13 protein-coding genes and 4 pseudogenes are annotated in these 18,680 nt (G+C 70.3%); 8 read left to right on the top strand and 9 right to left on the bottom strand.

Annotation, left to right across the window (positions count from 1 at the left end; all coding sequences use genetic code 11):
* Positions 1–468: 468 nt before the first annotated feature.
* Complete coding sequence (locus ABD374_RS12460) at positions 469–690, bottom strand: hypothetical protein (protein WP_344494464.1); 222 nt, start codon at positions 688–690, stop codon at positions 469–471.
* A 603-nt stretch (positions 691–1,293) separates the two neighbouring features.
* Here ABD374_RS12460 and ABD374_RS12455 point away from each other — a divergent pair.
* On the top strand, positions 1,294–2,739 hold the full coding sequence (locus tag ABD374_RS12455) for a GMC oxidoreductase (RefSeq protein WP_344494462.1): 1,446 nt from the start codon (positions 1,294–1,296) through the stop codon (positions 2,737–2,739).
* Here ABD374_RS12455 and ABD374_RS12450 read toward each other — a convergent pair.
* Positions 2,723–3,022: pseudogene (locus tag ABD374_RS12450) on the bottom strand (hypothetical protein); the annotation flags it as partial. The gene ABD374_RS12455 and the pseudogene ABD374_RS12450 sit on opposite strands and share 17 nt — an antisense overlap.
* A 547-nt stretch (positions 3,023–3,569) precedes the next feature.
* Positions 3,570–5,861, bottom strand: coding sequence for an MMPL family transporter (locus ABD374_RS12445; protein ID WP_344494460.1), 2,292 nt, complete (start codon positions 5,859–5,861; stop codon positions 3,570–3,572).
* A 784-nt stretch (positions 5,862–6,645) separates the two neighbouring features.
* Here ABD374_RS12445 and ABD374_RS12440 point away from each other — a divergent pair.
* Positions 6,646–6,873, top strand: coding sequence for a hypothetical protein (locus ABD374_RS12440; RefSeq protein WP_344494458.1), 228 nt, complete (start codon positions 6,646–6,648; stop codon positions 6,871–6,873).
* A gap of 427 nt (positions 6,874–7,300) precedes the next feature.
* Positions 7,301–7,882, top strand: a complete 582-nt coding sequence (locus tag ABD374_RS12435; RefSeq protein WP_344494456.1) for an RICIN domain-containing protein — start codon at positions 7,301–7,303, stop codon at positions 7,880–7,882.
* Between the two features lie 265 nt (positions 7,883–8,147).
* Here the strand turns inward: ABD374_RS12435 and ABD374_RS12430 are convergent, their stop codons facing one another.
* The 3 genes from ABD374_RS12430 to ABD374_RS12420 all read right to left on the bottom strand — a co-directional run bounded on the left by ABD374_RS12430 (position 8,148) and on the right by ABD374_RS12420 (position 10,464).
* Positions 8,148–8,759 carry a ribonuclease FAU-1 family protein gene (locus tag ABD374_RS12430; RefSeq protein ID WP_344494454.1) on the bottom strand — a complete coding sequence of 204 codons (612 nt, stop codon included), beginning with the start codon at positions 8,757–8,759 and terminating at the stop codon, positions 8,148–8,150.
* A 477-nt stretch (positions 8,760–9,236) separates the two neighbouring features.
* The gene (leuE, locus tag ABD374_RS12425; RefSeq protein WP_344494452.1) at positions 9,237–9,893 is read right to left on the bottom strand and encodes a leucine efflux protein LeuE; all 657 of its coding nucleotides are present in this window, start codon (positions 9,891–9,893) and stop codon (positions 9,237–9,239) included.
* Positions 9,894–9,993: 100 nt separating this feature from the next.
* A complete protein-coding gene (locus tag ABD374_RS12420; protein ID WP_344494451.1) occupies positions 9,994–10,464 on the bottom strand; it encodes a radical SAM protein in 471 nt (156 codons plus the stop codon).
* 388 nt (positions 10,465–10,852) lie between these two features.
* Between ABD374_RS12420 and ABD374_RS12415 the strand changes: the two genes are divergently transcribed.
* Entirely contained in the window at positions 10,853–11,722 is an 870-nt protein-coding gene (locus tag ABD374_RS12415) for an alpha/beta fold hydrolase (RefSeq protein WP_344494450.1), read from the top strand.
* A gap of 899 nt (positions 11,723–12,621) precedes the next feature.
* Here ABD374_RS12415 and ABD374_RS34580 read toward each other — a convergent pair.
* Both ABD374_RS34580 and ABD374_RS12410 read right to left on the bottom strand, forming a co-directional pair.
* Positions 12,622–12,721, bottom strand: a pseudogene (locus ABD374_RS34580) (putative immunity protein); the annotation flags it as partial.
* Positions 12,718–13,332, bottom strand: a complete 615-nt coding sequence (locus ABD374_RS12410; RefSeq protein WP_344494448.1) for a putative immunity protein — start codon at positions 13,330–13,332, stop codon at positions 12,718–12,720. The gene ABD374_RS12410 and the pseudogene ABD374_RS34580, both read right to left, overlap by 4 nt.
* A 420-nt stretch (positions 13,333–13,752) precedes the next feature.
* On the opposite strand from ABD374_RS12410, the pseudogene ABD374_RS12405 reads away from it, so the two are divergent.
* The 3 genes and pseudogenes from ABD374_RS12405 to ABD374_RS12395 all read left to right on the top strand — a co-directional run.
* Positions 13,753–13,982 (top strand): annotated as a pseudogene (locus ABD374_RS12405) (glycoside hydrolase family 6 protein); the annotation flags it as partial.
* A 123-nt stretch (positions 13,983–14,105) separates the two neighbouring features.
* The gene (locus ABD374_RS12400; protein ID WP_344494446.1) at positions 14,106–16,223 is read left to right on the top strand and encodes an ATP-binding SpoIIE family protein phosphatase; all 2,118 of its coding nucleotides are present in this window, start codon (positions 14,106–14,108) and stop codon (positions 16,221–16,223) included.
* Positions 16,224–16,732: 509 nt separating this feature from the next.
* A pseudogene (locus tag ABD374_RS12395) lies at positions 16,733–16,852 on the top strand (DNA-binding response regulator); the annotation flags it as partial.
* A 148-nt stretch (positions 16,853–17,000) separates the two neighbouring features.
* Here the strand turns inward: ABD374_RS12395 and ABD374_RS12390 are convergent.
* On the bottom strand, positions 17,001–17,192 hold the full coding sequence (locus ABD374_RS12390) for a hypothetical protein (RefSeq protein WP_344494503.1): 192 nt from the start codon (positions 17,190–17,192) through the stop codon (positions 17,001–17,003).
* A 542-nt stretch (positions 17,193–17,734) separates the two neighbouring features.
* Here ABD374_RS12390 and ABD374_RS12385 point away from each other — a divergent pair.
* Positions 17,735–18,640 carry a hypothetical protein gene (locus ABD374_RS12385; RefSeq protein WP_344494444.1) on the top strand — a complete coding sequence of 302 codons (906 nt, stop codon included), beginning with the start codon at positions 17,735–17,737 and terminating at the stop codon, positions 18,638–18,640.
* Positions 18,641–18,680 lie beyond the last annotated feature (40 nt).

Genomic DNA, 18,680 nt, shown 5'->3' with positions numbered 1-18,680 from the left:
ACGAACGCCGCGTGCACCACAGGCCGACCACAGCCGGTACCGGCTCCAGCAGCCGTCGCATCGCGGCACGGTACTCCGGCCATTGAATGCGTACCGCCGTACGGCTCACCACAGCGGGATCACAGGACAACAGGGCAGGGTCGGACAGCCGTACCGGGGCCGTCCCGAGATCGTTGCCCACCCCCCGTTTCGGCTTCGCCGCGCATATCGAGAGAGACGTGTTCCTCTTCGAAAGTGCCGTATCCACCGTGCCTCGCTCTGTGCGTGCGGTGGACCGTCCGGCCCCCGAGGGGCTGTCCTCGGCATCACAGCCGCGGACCCGGCAGACAGTACGAACGGGTGGAGCATCCAGTACCGGATCGGGAGCGCCCACGCCGCAGCCCTCATACTCCGCTTTCCAGTTGCTTCCCGCGCCGATGCTCGCCGATGTCACACGACACAGCCCGGTCACGGCTGCCCCGCACGTGGTCACCTGACCACCCCCGCCGACTTCTCCGTCAGCCCGGCGCTGCCGTCCGGCTTCTCCACCGCGAACAGGTCCTTCGTCCCTGCCCGTACACCACACTGTTTGGCCACCAAGGACGACAGCTCCAGCACGTCCGGGGAGGCAGGGCCGAGGTCAAGGCTTGAGGCCTCCGGATCTGTCTCCTCCGCCGAATTCTGCAGCTTCTCAAGCAGGTCGATCTTCACCTGTGCTAACAGGGCTTCATGCGATGCACTCACGCATCCTCAACGACTCGCAGAGCACTCCGATACGCCCCCGACGGTCCGCACACCACGCTGTCGCTCAACTCTCCGTCGGCGCGCCCGACTTCCCTTCCGGCAGTCGCTGGTGCGTATCGCCGCGGTGTTCGAGGGAGCCGGACGTGGCAGGACCATGGCTGACCAGGTAGCCGACAGTCAGGCCGAACGATATACCGCTGAATTGGAAATGAGCTCCGGGGGAGCTGAATCCTTCAGTAACCACGCTTGCATCCACCAGGCGCTCCGGGGTACCGCGGTCCGGTACTGCACTGATCAGGCGTACACCCGAAAAGCCTGCGGGCTCGGGGTGCTCACGTCCGGGAATGGATCCGGACAGAGGTTAGCCTGGGCGCCCGCCGGCGTCGTCGTCAGCGGTATGAGCCACAGTGCATCTCATATCGTTATCCCTTTGGAGGGCCTTTGTTTGTGTCTCGTCGAGGAATTATCGGCCTCGCGGGAAATGGCACGCTCGCCATTCTCAGCGCAGGCGTCGCTCACTCCGGCAGCCGCCCGGCCCGTGACGTCCGCCGTGGCCGTTTCCGTGCGATCGTGATCGGATCCGGTTTCGGGGGCTCGGTGGCCGCGCTACGCCTGGGACAGGCGGGGGTCGACACACTGGTCCTGGAACGCGGCCGAGAGTGGCCCGTCGCTCCCGACCGTCACCTCTTCGGTTCTGCCCACGCCATCACCGACACCATGTTCTGGCGGCGCAGCATCACCCGGTGGCCGGCGATGCTGCCGGTACCAGTGCGGCCGAACCTCGGTGTCATGGAGGTGTCCCAGGAAGCCGGTCTGGACATTGCCTGCGCCGCCGCGGTCGGCGGCGGATCGGTGGTCTACACAGGCGTCACCCTCGCCCCGCCCCGCCGCTACTTCGAATCCCTCTACCCCGCCGCGTTGCGCTACGACGCGTTCCACCAGCGGTGGTTCCCGAAGGCCCGTGCCATGCTCGGTGCCACCCGCATGCCCGGCGACATCTACCGCTCCGCTCCGTTCACCCATTCCAGGCTGTGGGACCGGCAGCTGCACCGGGCAGGCTTTCGTACCTTCGCCCTCGAATCGACCTTCGACTGGGCCACCATCCGCGCTGAACTCGCCGGCACTGCCCCGCTGTCGGCCACCGTGGGCAACTCCGACTTCGGCTGCGGCAACGGGGCGAAGAAGTCCCTCACCCGCAGCTATCTGCCCGCCGCGCTGGCCACCGGCCACGTGCAACTGCGCCCCCTGCACGAAGTGATCTCGCTTCGGCGCGGCAGGCGCGGCGGCTATCTCGTCGGGGTCCGCCGCCTCGACTCCGGCGGAACGGTCCTCGAAACCCTTGAGCTGAGCTGTGACATGCTCTTCATGGCGGCCGGCACCCTCAACACCAACCGCCTCCTGGTCGCCGCCCGCGAACGCGGAGACCTTCCCGACCTTCCCGACGCTATCGGCACCGGGTTCGGCGACAACGGCGACCAGCTCAACCTGCGCAGCCAGCCCCTTGCCTTCCACGGCGGCAGCCAGGGATCACCGAGCGCCTCTGCGGCGTTCCTGCACCGCGGGTTCGGCCTTCCACTCCTGGTCGAGAACTGGGTGCTGCCCACCTACACAGCTGTCCCGGCGGTGGTGACACTTGGCATGACGGTGGATCACGACCACCGCGGCAGCTTCCGCTACAACCGTGCCACCGGCCGCGTCCACCTCGCCGACTGGACCCCCGACAAATCCGCCGCGGCCGCCCACGCGGTGCACGCCTACAGCGCCCGTGTCGCCGCCAACAACCTGGGCACGCTGCCTCTCACGGTCAACAACCCCTACCCCTTCACCGCCCACCCTGTCGGCGGCTGCGTCATCGGCCAATGCACCGACCTCCACGGACGCGTGCGCGGCCATCGCGGGCTGTACGTGGTCGACGGATCGCTGCTGCCGGGCAACGTGGGCGGCGCGAACCCCTCCCTCACCATCACCGCGCTCGCCGAACACGCCCTGGCAGCAATCGTCACCACCGGCAGCTGACGCGAACGTCCCGCCGCCTCGTGCAAGCAGGTCCTCTGCTGCTTGTGATGGCTGCCGCGAGGTCCGGTTGGCCCTGTTTCCCTATGGTGCGTTCGCGTGCACGGTGCTTGTTCTTCACGCCGATTGGCCGGCCTGGGCCTGCCGTGCTGGGTTTCGGTGCACCGGCTGGCCGGGGGGCCTTGCCGTGGAGGCGGCGAAGTCCTCGGCGGACCCGTGCAGGGGTGAGACGTCCTTGGTGTGCGGGCCGCTCCCCGGGTCTGCGAAGGTCTTCGGCAAGGGTCCGGCCAGGCGGCCGGGTCCTCGAAGGTGAACTCTGCCCCGTGCTTGGGTTTGCGCCCGCGCTTGCCCGCCGGCTGGGGCGGAGGCGGAAAGTATCAGGACTCGGTCCGAACGCATCCGGCCCGGTAACTCCACGGGCAGGTCCGCGAGCAGGAAGGCCGGGCGGGTCACGCCGTAGCAGGGCCCTGACCCTGGCGACCCTGCCGGTCCCAGGCCTCTCGACGAGGACTACATGGTCCGGGCCCTCGGGCAAACAGAGGCCGTCGCACCGCGGTAACGCCTCACCAGGCAGTGCCGCGCGGGTTTGCGGTCCGGGCGTCCTGTACCCGGCCTGGGTGCGGTCCGCTTCGCGTCCGCAGACCGTCACCTGGGCACGGTCAGGCACCTTGCGTGGCAAGAACATCGGGCCGGCATCGGGGGCAGCCGGTGGGCCGCTCCGCCCGGTGCTTCCCCAGCACCACCCCGCACCGTGCAGCGCCTCGGAGCCTCGTGCAACCGTCGCCCGGCCGTGCGGCCGACGGCCCGTCCTGCCGGCTGCGACGCATGGGCCGTCAGTGAGGTGCTGTGGTGTCCGGCGCGGGCGCGCGCGGCCGGGGTGCGGGCAGGGGGGCGGTGCGCGTGTGGTGGGGGGCGGTGGGGAACAGGCGTTGGTGCAGGCGTGTCAGTGGGGCGGGGGCCCACCAGTTGGCCCGTCCCAGCAGGCACATGGCCGCCGGGACCAGGAAGGCGCGGACGAGGGTCGCGTCGACGAGGACGGCGAGGGCCAGTCCGAGGCCCAGCATCTTGAGGATGGACAGGCGGGAGGTGAGGAGCGGCAGGAGAGCGACCGCGACCAGTACGGCAGCGGTGGTGATGACGCGTGAGGTCTGTGCGACGCCGGTGACGACGGCGTCCTTCAGTCGCAGGCCCTGGTCGTAGGCCTCGCCAACGCGGGCGAGAAGAAACACCTCGTAGTCGATGCTGATGCCCAGGGCCACGGCGAACATCAGCACGGGTACAGGCAGGATCAGTTCGCCGGTGACCGTGGCACCGCCGAGAAGCCACAGCAGGTGACCGTCCTGGAAGACGTGGACGATGATCCCGAAGCTCGCGCCGAGGCTGAGCAGACCGACCGCCAGGGCCTTGAGGGGAAGGACCAGGGAGCCGGTCAGCAGGAACAGCAGCACGGCGACCGAGACGGCGACCCAGGCAGCGGCGAGCGGCAGCCGGGCGGCCAGCGCTTTTTCGGTGTCGTGCTGGCGTGCCGCCTCCCCGGACACCAGGTGCGGGCCAGGGGCGGGCAGCGCGCGCAGGGCGTCAATGAGGTCGCCGTCATGGGTGGGCGAGCCGTCGGCCAGCACGGTGAGCCAGGTCGAGCCCTCAGCCGTGTAGATCAGGGCGGCCGGGCCCGGGCCCTTGACCTGCTGCCCGTGCCGGTAGGTGCCCAGGGCGCTGTCCACCACGGCAACCCGGGGCTGTGCGGAGACATGGCGGGCGTACGCGTCGAGCTGCGCCTCCTGCTCCAGCGAGTCGGTCTCCGGGAGGAGAACCTGCAGGGTTCGGTTCCAGGGCAGGTCGAAGTCTGCGGCGATGTGCCGGGCCACCGCGTGGGACTCGGTATACGTGGGAAGGACACGTACGTCGGCGGGGCCGAACCGTACATGCCCGAAGGGTGACAGCAGGCACAGGAGCACCGCGGCGGTGCCGGCCCCGGTCAGTGCGGGGTGATCGGTGGCCAGACGGGCGATCCGGGTCCAGGACAGGGCGCCGGAGCGGGTGCGGGCGGGTCTGCTCAGCCAGCGGGCCCGCTGCAGGCGCCCGCCCAGCAGGACAAGGGCGGGGGGCAGCAGGAGCAGGGCGGCTGCGGCGGACAGGACGACGACGACGATTCCGGTCACCGCGAGGGAGCGCAGGAAGGTGAGGGGGAAGAGCAGCAGGGCGGCCAGGCAGGTGGCGATGGTGGCGGCGGAGAAGAGTACCGCCCGGCCCGTGGTGCGCAGGGTGACGGTGATCGCTTCGGTGGGCGACAGGCCGCGGGCGAGTTCCTCGCGGTGGCGGGTGAGAAGGAACAGGGCGTAGTCGACGGCGAGTCCGAAGCCCAGTGCGGCGGCGAGGTTCGGTGCGAAGACGGAAACGGGGTAGTAGTGGGCGAGCACGCGCAACGCTGCGAGGGTGCCGCCGACCGCCAGGCCACCGACGACGGCCGGCAGCAGAGCGGCCGTCACCGAGCCGAAGGCCAGCAGCAGGACCACCATGACCAGGGGGACGCCTACCAGTTCAGCGGTGATCAGATCGGAGCGGCTCACCTGGGACACCTGTGCGCCGACCCAGGACGCGCCGGTGGCCGAGACCCGCAACAGGTCTCGGTCCCCGGTGAGTTGCGGCACCAGGGCCTGAGCCGTGCGGGTGGCCTCCATCTCGTCGCCCGCGAGATCGACGGTCACCAGGGCGCTGTGGCGGTCTCGTGAGACGAGCCGGGGATCCTGCCCGCTCCAGTAGGAGAAGACGTGGTCCACGCCCGGGCGGCGGGCGATCTCCTCGGCCAGGCTCAGCCCGGCATCGGTAACGGTCGCATCGTCGACGCCGCGCGGGGCGTCCACCCGCAGGACGAGGTCGGGCAGCCCGGCTGCGAACCGCTCCCGCAGGACTGCGTCCGCGCGGACCGCTTCGGTGCCTTGGGCAGAGAAACCGCCGGGCGAGAGACGGGCGGGCACCGCGGCCAGGACTGCGGCGATCAGCAGTACGGCGAGCAAGCCACAACAGGCCAGTCGGCGCGGATGCCGCAGGAGCGCGGGCAGCAGTCGGGCCGCCCGGCGGGGCGGGACCGGGGCGAGGGGGGTGCGCGACGGTGCGTCGGGCTTCATCGTGCTTCTTCCTGAGTGGGATCCGACACGCCAAGTGATGATTCCGGCGCATAGCGTGAGGATTGTAGCGATGAGTGACACAGCAGGAAGCACGCACGATGCTGCTGCGGGCCGGGCGGGACACCTGCTGAGCCGAGCCGTGCGAGGGTTGCTCACCGGCGGCCTCGTACGGGCACTCGCGTGGGGAACGCAGACAGTGGCAGAACCCTCGGCACAGGCCGCCGTGTCCGCAACGTCCCCGGTGCATCTGCGGTGCGCACTGCGCACCACGGGCGGGCCCGTCGCCCCCAGCCCCGCAATGACCGCCCGCTCCCGGCCCGTCCGCGTCCGCGGCAAGGTAGCGCTGCGTGGCCGCACCTCCCCCACCGGCCGGCAGCGGGCGGTACATTCCGGCGTACTGACCTTCCAGGGCCGCGGCAACGTCACCTGCACCTGCACCTGCACCTGGGCGCTGAACATGGCAGGGCAGACCACGGTGGTCCGGTACGGAACGGGCGGTCGGCGACTGGGCACCTCCGTCCTGCGCTCCCGAGGCGGCTCGGGCATGGTCACGGCCGCGCTGCCGAACGGCACGGTGCCCCGGGGGCCGGATGGCCGGGCAGCGCGCCCACGGCCGCCTGCAGCCCACCAACGACGTCCGCAGCCGCACGACACGCGGGCTTTCCTCGGTGCACGGCCGCGGCACCCTCTCCTTCTCCTGACGGCCTGCAGCACCTCCGCGTCAACCCGTCGTTCCGCACCGAGCGCTGCTTGGGGCGGCGCAACGGTGCGCGAGGACTTTTGCGTGGAGTCAACGCCAGGCCCGCCGTCTCGCGGACGAGCACTGAATCGCTCCGCGGCCTCCTCGGTCGAGCCGCACCTGTTCGAGGAGCAGCTCGGGAGCGACCGGAGGAAGCCCCTCGGCGAGGTGGAGAAGGGCGGCCGCTTCCTCCTCCTGGCGCTGGTAGTCGTCAGCGGCCTGGCGGTTCGCCGCACGTTCGGCGTCGTTCCTCGGGTCCGGATACGGGTATGAGCCGAAGCTCAGGAGTTGTCACCAGTGGAGCCGGATGAGCTGGCGAATGGGAACGGCCGAAGCAGCCTGGTGGTCACAGGTGAGGCATCCGACTTGTCACATGTGCTCATTCAGCGGTCTTTCCGTCACCAGAAACGAAGATCGGAAGCCCATGGCACTCGAGGGCGGTTCCGGTCGGGACGCAGGATGCAGATGTCACGGGCGGCTGCGGTGGCGGCCCCCACCGCTGGCGAACCAGCCACTCCAGCGACAAACGCAAGTATTACAAGCCAGTGCAACTACCCCGCGTGCCCGGACGAATTCCTCCCCACGGCTGTTTTTACACCATTGAATGGAGTCTCGCCGCGACGGATCCGACAGGCAGCAAATGCCATGCAGACTCAGCGACGTGGTTCAGGCCCCATGCCATCGGAAGGAAGACACATCCATGTCCAGGCTTCGTCGCACCGCCATTGCCGCGTCTACCGCCGTACTGACCTTGTCCGGCCTCGTCACCGCCGGTACCGCGCCGGCCGCAGCTGAGCCCGGCTCCTTCGACCTCATCAACAAGAAGGACGGCTCGCGGCTCGCTCTGCTGGACAACAACACCGCGGCCGAGGGGGCCCTCGCCAACAGCTTGCGGGACCCGAACTGGAAGTACAGCACGGAGGAGTGGGCGTCACAGGTCGTCAGCGGCCGACTGCCCGACGGCACGCACAACCGCGTCCTCAAGAACGTGGCGGCGAACAAGTGCCTCCAGCCGCTGGCCGATTCACCCGCACGCGCTATGCGAGTCGTCGTGAAGACCTGCAACGGATCGGAGATCCAGAAGTGGAACCTCCAGCCCGAGACGGCCTCCGACACGAACTCGCCCTGGCAGATCTGGCGTCCCGTCGTCAACAAGAGCCTCGCGCTGACGATCGACACGTACGGAAACGGCAGTTGGAATACGCTCTACCTCGACACCTCGTACCCGTCCTCCGACAGGCTCTGGGCACTGGGCCCGAACGACCAGCCCTGGCGTTACTGACGGTGCTGAGGCATCTTCGGGTGTGACAGGCCGGGAGATCGCCGTCAGCCGGCGGTCACGCCTGGCGGTTTCTTCCTCGCTCGCGTCCCAGTCGGGAAGCGGTCCGTCGGCAACGAACGTCTGCACTTCGGGTCTCATGACCGAATGACCGTCGCCCCTGCCGCCCCTGAACCAGCTGCAGCCAACGGTTCAGCCCCCCTTCCGGTGCGACCCTCTCCGCAGCCGTCACAGGCCGGGAAAGGCACGGCGTGGGCCAGGCCGGCTCTCACCTCCAGGCCGCCCACCGCTCCGCCTGCGCGAAGATCCCGGAGGGTTCGGCGAGCATCGCCAGGACCTCACCGCGGGCGGCGTCGACGGCCCGGTGCTCGGTGTCGGAGACGATGCCGAGCCGCCGCACGTGGGCGTACTCGTCTTCGTCCTTCCCTTCCCAGCGGGCGAGGTCGGGTGTGACCACCAGGTCCACGGTGAGGTCGAAGGTGTCGAGGCCGGCCCCGGTCCGGCGGGTGGGGTGCTCGAAGTTGACGTACCAGTTCCGCAGCCGGCGCCCGTGTCCGTCGGGCACATAGAAGGCGTTGACGCTGAACCAGGCCGCGGGCGGCTTCCACAGCAGCAGGTCGGTCTCCCGCCACACCGCGGCGGCGAGTTCCCACCGGCCGGTCGCCATCGCGTCGAACGCCTCCGTGCGCACCGACCGGTCTCGCTCCGCGCGGGCCTGCGCGTACAGGGCGGGCCACCGGGCCTTCGCCCCGGGCGCGCAGGCGGTCACCAGCGCCTCGCCGGTGTCGGCGACGACCCGCAGCGCCTGCTCGCTGCACACCCGGCCGGAACGGTGCACGTCGCGCCGTACGACCGTCTGGCCCGTCTCGAAACTGCGCACCGCTTCCTCCTTTGGCCGAGGCTGGGATGTCCGGTCCGGCTTGCCCAGGTTCCCCTCGAGCTTGCCCGCGACTGCCGGCGTCGTCTGAACAGGCCGCGGTTCCTCTTCGCCTCCGTTTCGACGGCCTCGTCTGGCCCATGCGGCTCTCTCAACTGGTTCGCTTGAAGGTATCGAGGTCGCAGGAGTCGGGGTCGCCGACGAATTCGTGGAGATGAGGAATTTCGGCGGCTGCCGCTGACGTGAATGCCGGCGCCGTAGGGGCCGCCTGTCGCGGTTCGGGCCCCGCGAGCCGGGGCTGGACAGACGACGCGCCCGTTCAGCGGGCTCAGCGCGCTGTGGCCCGCCAACCGTCGTACGGTCTGGGCTGAAAGCCGCTTTTTTGACAGGACTGGGGGCCGCGGCCCTGCGTTCCATTCGCACGTCACGCAGGGGCCGCCGAGCGAAGCGGCCAAGACGTGAGGGACGCCGGTGCCACGCTCAATTGCTCGTTGTGGCCAGCTTCGCCGCGAAACCGAGGAACAGCGCTCCCGCCCCCGTCGTGAGGCCCGCAGACAGCTTTTGGCGGCGGCGAAACTGCGCGGCGAGGTACGTACCGGCGAGGATCAACGCGGTCACGTACGCGATGCTGATGACTTGGTAGACAAGTGCGAGCAACGCGAAGGACAGCCCCGGGTAAGCGTACTGGGGGTCGACGAACTGCACGAAGAACGAGATGAAGAACAAGATCGCCTTCGGGTTCAGGACGGTGATCACCAACGAGCGCCGGAACAGCCTTCCGGCCGTCGACGGGTCAAGGGGGGCGGCCGCGTCCTCCGCGGTCTTCTCGTTGCGGCGTCGCCACATCGCCCATGCCGCCCGGATCATGCCCACCGCGATCCACGTCAGGTAGCCGGCTCCGGCGTACTTCACGATGGCGAACAGCAGCTCGTTGGTCTGCAGCAGCGAAGCGAGCCCGGCAGCCGTCGCCACCATGAGCAGGGTCTCGCCCAGGAACACCCCCGTCGCGGCGCGACAGCCGGCCCTGACCCCCAGGCGTGCGGCGACTGACAGCGTGAACAAAGAACTCGGCCCCGGCAGCAGAATGATCAGCACCGCGCCCAAGGCATAGGTCGGCAGATTCTCCACTCCCAGCATTCCGGCACCCTTCTCTTCGCCCGCCTGGGGCCCGGCGGGCGGCCGGGCCCCAGGCCACCCTGCCATCCGACATTGTTTCCCGTGTGCACGTTGTGCGCGCTCACCGTCTCATCCACCTCGCCGATGCGCTCCAGGGCACACATCCCACCGATGGGGGTGAAGTTGTCCGCCCGGAAAGCGCCCAGCTCGTCGATGCCGAGCAAGCCCTGACACCGAACCTGGCGAACATTTCCTCCCGGCCCTCCCGTCTCCCGGCGATTCCCGGAGCGGCCAGATGGCTGTCGGTCTCGGCGCTGCTTTCGAAGAAGTTCGGCCGCTCATAGCCGACCAGCAGATCCCATGCCGGACCGTTCGGCAACGGGATAAACCGCAAGAACTCGACCAAGGAGAGCTTCACCTCGCCCAGCATTTGCCGGATCCCTGCGTTGGTGCGGTCCAGTGCCTCCAGCCGCTCTCCCAGAGCGCCGGCGATGTACGAGGCATGAACCGAGATGCCCGCCTTGTTCGGCATGCGGATGGCTTCGAGATCGGTTTCGTCGATCGTCTGGTTCTTCAGCTGCGCCTTGAGCACCTCGGGGTCGGCGGCGTCCAGCCCGATGTTGGCCCATGCGACGCCGAGCCGTCAGAGCTTGTCGGCGTTGTTGCGCTTAGCACTCCAGCCCTGGATCGTGATCTTGTTGGCTGTGGCTGAGCGCTGCGGTTGGCGGGTGAGGCTTCAGCCGGCGGGCAGGAGAGCGCAGAGTTCCGTGACGTCGATTGCCGGATGGTGCATGAGGTGGTCGGGCCCGTGCCGGACGAAGGGCTGCAAGGAGGCGCTCAGGGCGTTCCTCTCGTACCCAGGGACCCTTGTCCTCCCGTCATCGGGCAAAGGCGCGCGCTCCGAGGTGGGGCGCAGCCGCATCGCGGAGTGACGCCGGCCGCGCCGATGAGTTTCCGGGACGGGGCCGGTCTGCACGGGTATGGAGACTCACACACTCAAGACAGCTGGCGCGGACCTCGTCTATGACGTTCGCGGGCCGCTGCCGACCGCAGACGGGCACCCGCCGTTGTTCATGATCGGCCAGCCCATGGACGCTGCTGGCTTCGCCGCGCTCGCCGCGCGCTTCCCCGAGCGGACCGTTGCCACCTATGACCCGCGCGGGCTCGGTCGCAGCACCCGTGAGGACGGGCGGGTCGACCACACGCCGCAGACCCAGGCCGACGACGTGCACGCCGTCATCGAGGCGCTGGGGGCCGGGCCGGTTGAGATGTTCGCCAGCAGTGGCGGAGCGATCACCGCGCTAGCGGTCGTGGCGAAGTATCCCGCGGACGTGACCACCCTGGTCGCGCACGAGCCGCCGCTCATCACCCTCACGCCGGACGGCCCGGCGGCCGTACGGGCGCGGGCCGGAGTCCGGGAGGCCTACGAGAAGCGGGGACGGGGGGCCGGGATGGCCGCGTTCGTGGCCATGACCTCGTGGGAGGGGGAGTTCACCGACGCGTACTTCGCGCAGCCGGAGGCCGATCCCGCCGCGTTCGGGATCCCCATGGAGGATGACGGCTCACGTGACGATCCGCTGCTGTCCGACCGGTCATGGGCGGTCAGCGGCTACCAGCCGGATACGGAGGCGATCGCCGCTGCACCGACCCGCATCGTGATCGCTGTGGGCGAGGAGTCCGAAAACGTGCAGACCGGACGCACCTCCGTCGCGACCGCCGAACTGCTCGGACAGCGGGTGACCGTGTTCCCGAGCCACCATGGCGGGTTCTGCGACGGCGAGTTCGGATATCCGGGGAAGCCGGACGAGTTCGCGCATCGACTGCGCGAGGTCCTTGACGGCGCCTCGTAGACCAACCGCCGGACGAGTAGTCCCGAATCCCGCAGTAGCGGAGGGCGCCAGGGTCTCCGACGTGAGGTTGTGACGTCGCCGCCGAGCCCCTGTTCAAGACAGTCCGACCGGGCCCGCGATCGAGATCCGAACTACTCGTCCAGGCCTGCCCAGGGTCCCCCGTCCCCGGGCGCTCCGGCCCCGAACACCATGAAGGCTGGGTACGCGCGGCTGTACCTGTCCGGGGACGTTCGGCGTACGCCGACAATTGCGTCCGCTGTGGACGGCCCCGCAGCTCGATCCCGTGGAATCCGGCTACCTCAGCGCCTATCCGAGTCGCGAAAGCTCGTGGGCCAGAACCCAAGATCTTGACGCGGCGCACCGTGCCACCTCGTCACGCGGCCGTTCCCCGGGGAGCGCCGCACAGCGGGCAGCGGCAGGGGTCGGCCTCGCAGGGGGGTTCGAGTGCCCGGCAGCGGTGGCGGTCGCGGAGGGCCGCTTCGCCCCGGGCCCGCTGACGCCCGGCCTCCAGCGGTGTGGCGAAGGGGCAGGCACCGGCTGTGTGACCGGGTGGGCCCCGGGGGGCGTTGCCACAGCGCCACGACGTGGACAGGAGCGCGGGCCGGGCGGATCCGCAGGCGCATGAGGGCCGGCAGGTCGCCCTCCTTGCGCATGGCCGCGATGTCCTGGGCCACGAAGTCCTCCACGGCCCTCCCCTCCTCGATCCGCGTGGCGGTGCCTGGTCGCAGTCAGTGTCGGCACGACGCAGGGGGCCGGGGCCGCTGGTGCGGGTCGCTCCGCCCGGCGGGGAACGGCGTTGCGATTTCCGGCCGGGCGTCCCGCCAGGTGGCCGGGGCCACGATGCCGCAGGGGTGGAGGGGGCAGAGTACCGCCCAGCCGGCGTCGCGGGTCCGGGCCGCGGCACGCCCATAGGGCGAGGAGACGGTGATCCGCATCAGTGGGAGTCCCACCCCGGCGGATCGTCACGAAGCGAGGGTCGCGGACCTTCGGGAGGATCATGACGTGCGCTTCCTCCTGCGCACATCGGCGCCGCTCCCTGCGGTGTGCCCTGGCGGCCGCTCAGCCGCCTGACGCAGGGAATGATCCAAAGTGCTCATCAGCCGGGCGACACGACTGCTGCCGCCTGTCGCGAGCGGGTAGCGGCGGAGCACATCGATGAGCACCGGCGTCGCACGCCGCCGCGACCGTTCCAGCAAGGCATCCCCGACCGCTGGATCGCCGCCCGCCTCCACCTCCCCGATGCGCGCAACGCTCGCGCAGGCCCGCAGGATGTGGCCGACCTGGCCGGCCTGGGCGATGGGGTGCAAGTACGCGGCCGAGGCGGCGTCACCGGCGGATCGCGCGGCCAGTCGCGCGGCTTCGGAGGGCGCGGACCGGGCGGCTCGATGAGCGCCGAGGGAAGTGACGCGCTGCAATTTCGTCCTGTTGGCACCGTTGATGAACGCCCAGGCCGCGTCGATCGCCGCACGGGGGCGGGGATCATCGGGAACAGCCCGCTCAAAAACCGATAGGACGTCCTCTGCGTGCCGCACCACGTAACGCGCCACGACGCGCAGCTCGTCCATCGTCAAATCGAAGTCTCCGGACACGGTGTGCGTGCTCTTCGCCATGTCCCTGAATCGTATCCTTGAACACTCGGTGGAGACTCTGCGACAAATCCTCCGCTCACCCGCACCGAAACCCTCAATCGGAGGTCATGTGCGGCCCGTGGATCTGGCCCGTCGCACACTTCAAATAATGGGCTGTTGACCTGATGTCGCCTCTCACGCTGTCCCGTGGGAAAGGCGGCCGTCCAATCCAGATATCCGCATGCCCCGTACCGAGGCCCTTGTTGGCAGGGCTCGCGTCCCAGCGGAGAGAAGTCTGCGCCGACAGCGGCGGCAGGCGGCATCCGGTGCCGGGCCGGGACCCCGTGCGGCTGAGGCACGGTGACCGGGACGACCCCCTTGCGCCGCACCACCCGAGCAGTGAGCTCGCAGCCGCCACTGCCACCCGACATCGCCCCGACCCGCCCGCGGCGCGCGGACACGCTCATCGACATCTCCCGCAGCGGCTGGGGCGGCACCAGACCCAGCGGCCCCGACTCCCCGGCCGGCGTGGTCACATCCGTCGACAGAGGCCGCTTCGACCGCCGAATCCACATCGGAAACTGGTGCGACCAGTCCGGGGCGGGGCTCGGCGGGTGTCCACGGCGCCCCCCGATCCGGGAATCGACGCGTACGTGCGACTGGAGCCGCACGACGAGTCCGACGGCTCCAGCCGCTGCCCCGGCCCGCGCCGCCGGGAGGTGGCACGCGGCGGCCGTCCACCGGCGCGCGCACGCCGCGCGCGAGGTGTTCAATGAGATCAGGAGCGCCCTCGATCCTGTCGGAGTGAGACGCGAGTGAGCGACAACAGCCCGGGAGAACCCGTCGCGGCAGCGGACTTTCCCACGGCCGTTCTGGTACTCGACGCCGCCGGCCAGGTCATTACGGGCACACGTCCGGCAGTGACGCTCCTGGGCGCTCCTGGGGCCATCGGTGGCCCCGGCGCCGGGCGGCTGGACGCGGAACTGCTCTTCGAGGATCCCGCCCTGTGGGCCCGCCTCGTCGCCGGAGCCGTCGGTGGTGCCCGGCGCAGCACCCGTGCCCGAATGCTGCGGCCGGACGGCGGACAGCTGGAGGCTGACGTCGACGTCATCACCCTGGTGGAGGGCTCGTCGGCACGGTTCCTGCTGCGCCTGCGCCCCGCCGACCCGGACCACCACGTACCGGTCGCCGTCGCCGGTGACGTCCGCCGGGCCCCACCTCTGCCGCCCGCGGACCAGCGCTCCGCCGAGCGGCTGGCGCTGCTCAACGCGGCCGCCGCGGAGATCGGCAGCTCCCTCGACATGGTGCGCGACGCCGAGCAGCTGGCGGAATTGCTCGTCCCCGCGTTCGCCGACTTCGTGGCCGTTGACCTCACCGAACCCGTGCTGCGCGGTGAGGAACCGGGAGAGCTGGCCACCGGAGCGCCGATGCGACGTGTCGCCGTGGGGGCTGCCGACGGCCGGTGGCCGACGGAGAGCTACTCCGTGGGCGACACCATCCGGCTGCGGAGCGTCGAGAGCGTCCATCTGCGTGGGGGCTCGGCGGTCTTCCTCCCCGACCTCAGCGAGCTCCGCGCAGTGCTCGCGGGCGAGAAGGAGCGCGTACGGCTGCTCCTTCCGCCGCAGGCCGCCTCCCTCATGCTGGTCCCGTTGCAGGCACGCGGCACGGTCCTCGGTGCCCTGGTCCTGTGGCGCACCGCGGAGCACCGCCCGTTCGACCAGGAGGACGCGGTCCTCGCCGAGGAGATCGGCTCCCGGGCCTCGCTCAGCATGGACAACGCGCGCCGCTATACCCGTGAGCGCCGTACCGCGGAGGCCCTGCAGCGCAGCCTCCTGCCCAGGCCTGTCATGGACGTCACCGGCGCGGAGACCTCCGGGGTGTACGTGCCCGCCGCCACGACCGCGGCCATCGGCGGTAGCTGGTTCGATGTCATCCAACTGCCTTCGACGCGGCTTGCGTTCGTCATGGGCACGGTGGCCGGACACGGTCTCAATGCCATGGCCGCGATGGGGCGTCTGCGGTCGGCCGTGCAGACCCTGGCCGATCTCGACCTCAGTCCGGACGAACTGCTGGCTCACCTCGACGACCTCGTGGTGCGCTTCATCGAGGACGACGACCGACAGGAACCTGACGCGGACGCGCCGAGCGCGCTGACCGGCGCCACCTGTCTCTACGCCACCTACGACCCGGTGTCCCGTACCTGCGTGCTGGCCGGCGCCGGCCACCCGCCGCCCGTGCTCGCCACCAGGGGACGGACCGGGACCGGCACGGTGACGTACCGCCCGGGTCCGGTCCTGGGCACCGGCGGACAGCCGTTCGAACCGGTGGAGCTGTACCTGCGGCCCGGCGATGTAGTGGCCTTCTACGGTGGAGCGCTCGCCAAGGGCACCGACCGGTCGGAGCGGCAGCTGGAGGCGGTCCGGGCGGGGGTGCGGGAGGGTGCCGACAGCGGGCGGCATGTCACCGAGATCGGGCACGGCATCCTGGGCGACCTGTCGCACGAGCCGCCGGACGAGGACCTGGCACTGCTCGTGGTGCGGGTCAGGGAGGTGTCCGCCGATGCCACCGCCGTCTGGGAGCTGCCCGCCGACCCCTCGCTCGTCGGGCGGGCCCGCGAGCTCGTCTCGGACCAGCTGACCGCCTGGGGGCTGGCGGATCTGGTCTTCACCACGGAGCTGATCGTCAGCGAGCTGGTCACGAACTCCATCCGGTACGCGGGCGGCCCGGTCGGCCTACGGTTGATCAAGGACCGCGTTCTGATCTGCGAGGTCTCCGACCCGAGCCAGACACAGCCGCATCTGCGCCGGGCACAGCTCACCGACGAGGGCGGTCGCGGTCTGTTCCTCGTCGCACAGCTCACCCACCGCTGGGGCAGCCGGTACACGGCGGCCGGCAAGACCCTCTGGACGGAACAGCTCCTGGCGGGCGGTTGAGTGGGTGACGTTGTCGGGGATCTTGAAGAGCGGAGCTCGGGGTTCCAGAGGGCAGCCGGACCACGCTTCCCCGGCGTTGGGCTGTTTCGCCTGGTCAGCAGTTGGGCTGCCGCGTCAACGTCGACTCTGCGGTGGGTGCCGCCGACACTGGGGACGCTCGCGCTGATGGTCGTGCCGGGGCAGGCGGGCTGAGTGGGCCCGGACCGATACGGTCGTGCCATGAACCGCACGGCCAGCCGGCGTCTCCCACACCATCGACCTGCCGTTGACCCTTGCCCTGACCGTGGTCTACGACAGTTTCGCGGGCATGACCGCAGTCGACGGGCAGCCGGCCCACGGCGGCCCGGCCTGGCTCGCATGGCTGATCGGCGCCGCCGTCGGCCTGCCCGTCGCGTTCTGCCGCAGCGGGCTTCCTCCTGAAGGACACCCCGCCGCCGGAGGTCCTCAACGCCATCTCCGTCATCGCCGCCGGGGACGCCCTGCCTGCTCCCTCGGTCACCCACCGTCTGATGGCCGAGCTCACCCGTCGGCCGGAGCCGGGCCGCCCTCCGGCCCGAACCCTCGACCGCGTCACCGGCCGCGAGCTGGAGGTCCTCACTCTGACCGCCCGCGGTCTGCCCAACGCAGAACTGGCAGAGCACCTGCATCCGAGCCTCGCCACGGTCAAGAGACACGTCGGCGGCTGCCGGCCAAGCTCCAGGCACGCGATCGCGCGCAACTGGTGGTCGTCACCTACGAGACAGGCCTGGCAGGGGCACACCGGCCCAAACTGTGACATCACCTTTCCGGGGACAGGTCTTCGTCCAACCGGGCGCGTAGCAGCAGGAGCGCTTCGGTGTCCGCCCGCTGGGCCAGTCGCTCAAGCAACGTCCTGATCCGCGGATCGTCACCGTCCCGGACGGCTTGCACGATCTCGTTGATCAGCGCCGGTACGTCCGTGGGCGGTAATCGGTCTTCTTCGGTACCCATCGGCACCGGGTACCCGGTGCTGCCGGACCAGTGCGGGGGAACACCAGCCCGACAGCCGCGCGATCCAAGACGGGGGGACATCCGGGACCACGCCCGCTCAACCTGTCCGTCAGAGCAATGCCCGGCTTCGCCTTGCTCACCACCCGGGTCAACGAGGGAGGCCGCAAGTCGCCGCACCGCCTGGTCCACCATGGGCTGCCGGTTCCACTCAGTGCCACAGTCACCACCGCCCACGCGGCCGTGATCACCGCCGCGCAGAGCACCACCGCCGCCCCCCTCTCGCCCCAGTCCCGCCTCTCCCGTCGGCCAGACGAACGCACCGGCCAGACGAACGCACCGGATGCAGAACCGTCCGGCCCCGGCCCGGCATGCCCGACGATCCGGCCGACCACCTCGCTGCCAAGCAGTTCGTGCGACCGCCGGGCGTTGTTCACGGCTGCGGGCCGGGTGGCCGAACAAATCCGTGCCGCGCTGAACTGGTCCTGCGGTGCCGGGGTCCGGCCCGCGAAGACCGAGCAACAGCGCGGAAAGAGGTCGTCGGGATGTTCAAGAGGGGACGCGTCGCGGTAGTGGCCGCCGGGCTGGCGTTGGCCGTCGGCGGCTGCGGAGGCGGAGCGGACGGCAAGTCCGGCGCGTCGGCCAAGGGGCCGGCCGAGCCGGCGCCGACACGGTCGCCGTCCAAGGAGCTGGTGCAGTGGGTCGGCGGTCTGTGCGAGTCGACGACCACGCTCGAGAACCTCCGGAAGGACAGCGCGACGGATCTGAAGGGGATCCGGAATCCGGCGGAGGCCGGCCCGTCGGCCGAACTCCTTGCCATGGGCTACCTCTCCGGGACACCAAGCACGGTGGAAGCCGTGGACGGCGACCTGAAGGAGCTCGGCCGGTCGGGTGTTCCCGCGGCCGACCGGCTGCTCGCCTCCTGGCTGGAGAAGCTGGAGGCCGTCCTGCCCGAACTTGTCGAGGTCTCCCCTGCCTCGGCCATGGAGGACGCCGAGGGCAGTGCGGCGGGGGTCGACAAGCTCGTGCAGTCCCTGACCCCGCCCGAGCCGGACCTGTCGGCGCTGGCGAAGAAGGACCCGCGGCTCGCGGCCGCGCACGAGCGGGCGAAGCAGTGCGCTGCGGGGTGGAAGCCCGGAGAGCCCGGCGAGGGTACGGACTCGCCCGCGCCCGACCCCACCGGCCGGCTGCCCAAGGCGGCGGACGGCAAGGACACCGACGCCTGCTCGGACGGCGCGTGCGAGGTCCTGGTGACCTCCACGGCGGACATCACGGCGAACGGGGTGAGCGTGCATGTCACCGTGGCCAACGGCTCCGTCACCTTCCAGACGGCGGGCACCGTGATGCAGCTGGGCGGCGCGGGCGGCACGGCCGGGTTCGGCGACGAGCTGAAGGCGGACGTCGTCGCGCACAACAAGGAAGGCGCCGTGCTGAAGTTCAGCATCCCCTGAGCCTCACCCACTGAGCGCCGCCGTCCCGCCCGGTCGCCGG

This window comes from Streptomyces enissocaesilis (assembly GCF_039533765.1).
In the GTDB taxonomy this organism is placed as follows: domain Bacteria; phylum Actinomycetota; class Actinomycetes; order Streptomycetales; family Streptomycetaceae; genus Streptomyces; species Streptomyces enissocaesilis.
This window is presented reverse-complemented; position numbering and strand designations above follow the sequence as displayed.